The following is a 3,539-nucleotide window of genomic DNA, read 5'->3' as shown; positions in this document are numbered from 1 at the left end:
GATTCGCTGCTTTATGCCCTGGTGGAAGACGATTTTGCACGCCTCACTTGATCAACCCGGCGCCAGGACTTTTCGACCGAATCGACCCTTTTTTTGCAGCCTTTTCCCATAAGAACTGCTACAAGGGCAGCTCACAGCCTGTGAAAAAGCTGACTTATTCTGTCCTCGAAGCCGACGCCGGACGCATTGATATCCTGGTCGCCAGGCTTTTGGATTTTTCCAGGGCCCGGGTTCGGGGTTTGATGGACCACGAAGGCGTGACTTTGAATGGTGAAGAATGCCAGGATTATGGGACTCACGTCGCTGCCGATGACGTTGTGGTCTTAACGTACGACCCCGAGCGCAAGTACAGGGAAAAAACCCCTGAGCGTAAAACCCACGGAATTACTCTGATCTTCCGCGATGAGCATCTAGCGATCGTCAATAAGGAAGCCGGGATCCTGACTGTCCCCACCGATCGTCGCGAGAAAAATACTCTGGCCTGCAAATTGCTTGAGAGAAAATGCCTCCCACGGCTTTTCCAATGCACTCCCCCTCTATCTTCAAATAACATACCTGATGCCGCGAAGGGACGAGCCGCTCCGATCGGCGCTATCCTCCCTTGTTCTCCAGTAAATTGAGCATTTATTTTCTGCATTAACTCCTAACGAAAACCATGGCCACTAGGGTCTCATCAATTTTTCACATATCCAGATATAAAGAAACTGTGCGCAGAATCAGGAAATATCATTCCTTCCGCAGCAAATAGCGCGCAATAATTACAACAATCCCAGCCGTCACTGGTAAAGATAGTTCTGGTATGGTTTATGCTGTGAAACGCCGCGACACGGACAAATGAATGTGATGGGTGAAACGTTACTATGTTAAAAGATCGCAGGGTTTTGATCGTTGAGGATAACAAGCAGGATATTGAACGAGGGCAGGCACTCCTGAACGAACTCAGGGCGATCTCTTCAGTTTGCCGAAATATAGAAGAGGCTAAACGCGCAATTCGTGAAGAAAGCTTCGACTTTTTGTTGTGTGATCTTCATATCGAAACCCGGCCAGGATTTGAAAAGCCTGACGGTCTCCATATTATTGCATTGGCCAAAGAACAGCAGCCCAACATGGTCATTGTGGCAAACTCTTCCGACCCCCGGGCTGATATCTGGACTGAGGCTCTTGCTGCAGGGGCACAACATTTCATCAGGAAGCCGTTGACCCGGGCGGACGAACTTACGATTGCATTTAGTCTCGCCAAGGAACGCAAAGCCCTGGTTGCAGGCGCGAGCCGAAAGAAGGTCTCCGAAGGCCATTGGTTGCGTTTCGCCGAAAAATATCCCGAAGGAATTGTTATCGATCATGCAACGCTTTCCAAAGCAAAGGGTCTGGCACGCCGTAATACAACGACTTCAGTGCTCATAGGCGAAACTGGAACCGGGAAGGAGGAGGTGGCCCGCCTTATCCATCGCTTCCGCTGTCAGACAGAAGGTCAGATTCCCTTTGTCGCAGTTAACTGCGCTACTATTACTGAAGGCCTCACGGAGTCTTTACTTTTTGGCCATAAGAAAGGCTCATTTACGGGCGCGTCTGAGACAACGAGCGGCTATGTTGCTGATGCTGATGGCGGAATCCTTTTTCTGGACGAAATTCATGCACTGGAGCTGCGCTGCCAACAGAAGCTTCTGCGGGTACTCGCAGATGGGACCTACAACCGCCTGGGGGAGACTCGGACCTATCATTCACGATTCCAGCTCGTCGCTGCAACTACCAAAGACCTGGATGATGAAGTGGAAGGCGGACACTTCATGCTGGACCTTCGAAACCGCATCACTGGTATAGACATAACTCTTCTGCCGCTTCGTGATCGCAAGCACGATATCGATGCCCTTGTCGCCTTGTTCCTGAATAAAAATGAAATCCGACTCAGTCAAAATGTCCTCGATGAACTCTGTGAAAAGCTTAAAACTTATTATTGGCAAGGGAACATTCGCCAGCTGTTCAAGGTCCTGGAATCCTGGATTCTTCATTGCGAGTTCCAGGACGTTCCCCTGACGGTGGAGCTTTTACCTTTCTTCAAGGGTATGAAAGCTCCATCATCGAAGGTAGCGGCCAGTTCAGAAGAGTCCATTGCCAGGATTCCACCGAAAAATAGGGATGATATTCTACGGCTTATTTCAGCCTTTACAGAAGACTTTGACTACGAAACAACAACGGAAAATTTCGAGAGGCTCATTCTCAGTGCGGCGCTTGAACGTCATGCATCTATCGGTAAAGTTTGCCAAGTATTAAACATCCCACGTTCCACTTTAGACTCGAAACGACGAAAATATAAATTGGATTAGGCTTGGACAATGAACTTACGAATGAGTCTTTCGATGATCTGCCCCTCTGAGAGAGAGGCGTTCATCTGAAAGATTTCTTTATCAGATTCCAGCGCTTGAATTGCAATCTCATCGACATTTGTGACAACAATTTCTGTTTCTTTTGTCAGTTCACCCGAAAATATGAAATTTAGCGACTTTTGAGAAGTCAGCGCAGACCTTACCGAAGCTCCAAGACAGGGTGGTTCAAGGCAGATTGCAACCTGCCTTACGAGCCTATTGCCAAAGGCTTCAGGTGTTTGTACCAGTTTTTTCACCGCAATCCCTCCCTCAGCATCGCAGGCGTCGGGCAGCCGGCACTCAAAAATTGTCAGACCGTTTTCCCGTCGATAGCTGACATCACCGCCATGCCCTTGCATGATGTGCCTTACGTATGCAAGGCCCAGGCCGGTGCCATCTGACTTGCCATGGGTTGCCCCACGCTGAAAAAGTTTTGGTCGTATTTCGTCCGAAACCCCAGGGCCATCATCGACGACACGAACTACGAGGTCAACTCCTTGACGCTCTACCTCCAGGACTACCTGGCTTTTTGCACAGTCGATCGCATTGGAAACGAGATTGACCCAAGCACGTTCAAATTTCAACGAGTCAACTTTCACTTGCCCGATATCGGTCAAGGATAGCGTCAAAGTCTTGTTGACAGACGATGCGTTTCCCATTAAGCCCGACAGCCCACCATGAAAATTCAATGAACAATATTTTGCATCTATCATAAGCTCAAGGTCGGCGTGGCGGACAGATTCAATCATGGCATACATGCGATGAAGGGAATCTTGTATTTGCAACTTCTGGCTCAGCATCTTTGAGTCATCTGGGAGATGTAATAGATTTTCAAAAACTCCAAGCGGAGCCCTCAAGTCATGAGAAATTTGACGAATGACTCGACCAATTGCAGCTTCTTTTTCACTTTTTTCAACAGATTGCAGCTTTTCTAACATATCCTGGAAACCCAGATAAGCTTCTTTTATTTCGATATATGGATATGAATCGGGAAGCATTATAGTTTGATTCAAACGTTGAAATGAACCTATTGATTGTAAGCGCCCCAGCAAGTCACGGTTAGACTCCGTCCCCACCTGATCGTATCCTGCCTCATCACCCGCAGTTGGTGATCAAAATACAGTGGTTTAAAAGATGATCATTTTCGGCATTTGGTAAAAATGCAAAACGCATTAG

3 protein-coding genes are annotated in these 3,539 nt (G+C 47.9%); 2 read left to right on the top strand and 1 reads right to left on the bottom strand.

What is annotated here, in order from left to right:
- Positions 1-620: S4 domain-containing protein (locus tag VE954_RS06000; protein WP_324950678.1), on the top strand; the 620-nt coding region annotated here is incomplete at its 5' end.
- A gap of 240 nt (positions 621-860) precedes the next feature.
- Complete coding sequence (locus VE954_RS05995; RefSeq protein WP_324950677.1) at positions 861-2,324, top strand: sigma-54-dependent transcriptional regulator; 1,464 nt, start codon at positions 861-863, stop codon at positions 2,322-2,324.
- On the opposite strand, the gene VE954_RS05990 is transcribed toward VE954_RS05995, so the two are convergent.
- Positions 2,321-3,439 carry a HAMP domain-containing sensor histidine kinase gene (locus tag VE954_RS05990; protein WP_324950676.1) on the bottom strand — a complete coding sequence of 373 codons (1,119 nt, stop codon included), beginning with the start codon at positions 3,437-3,439 and terminating at the stop codon, positions 2,321-2,323. The genes VE954_RS05995 and VE954_RS05990 overlap by 4 nt on opposite strands.
- Positions 3,440-3,539 lie beyond the last annotated feature (100 nt).

It is taken from the genome of Oligoflexus sp., from assembly GCF_035638955.1.
Taxonomy (GTDB): domain Bacteria; phylum Bdellovibrionota_B; class Oligoflexia; order Oligoflexales; family Oligoflexaceae; genus Oligoflexus.
The sequence above is the reverse complement of the archived record's forward strand: the minus strand, read 5'-3'. Positions and strand labels throughout refer to the sequence as shown.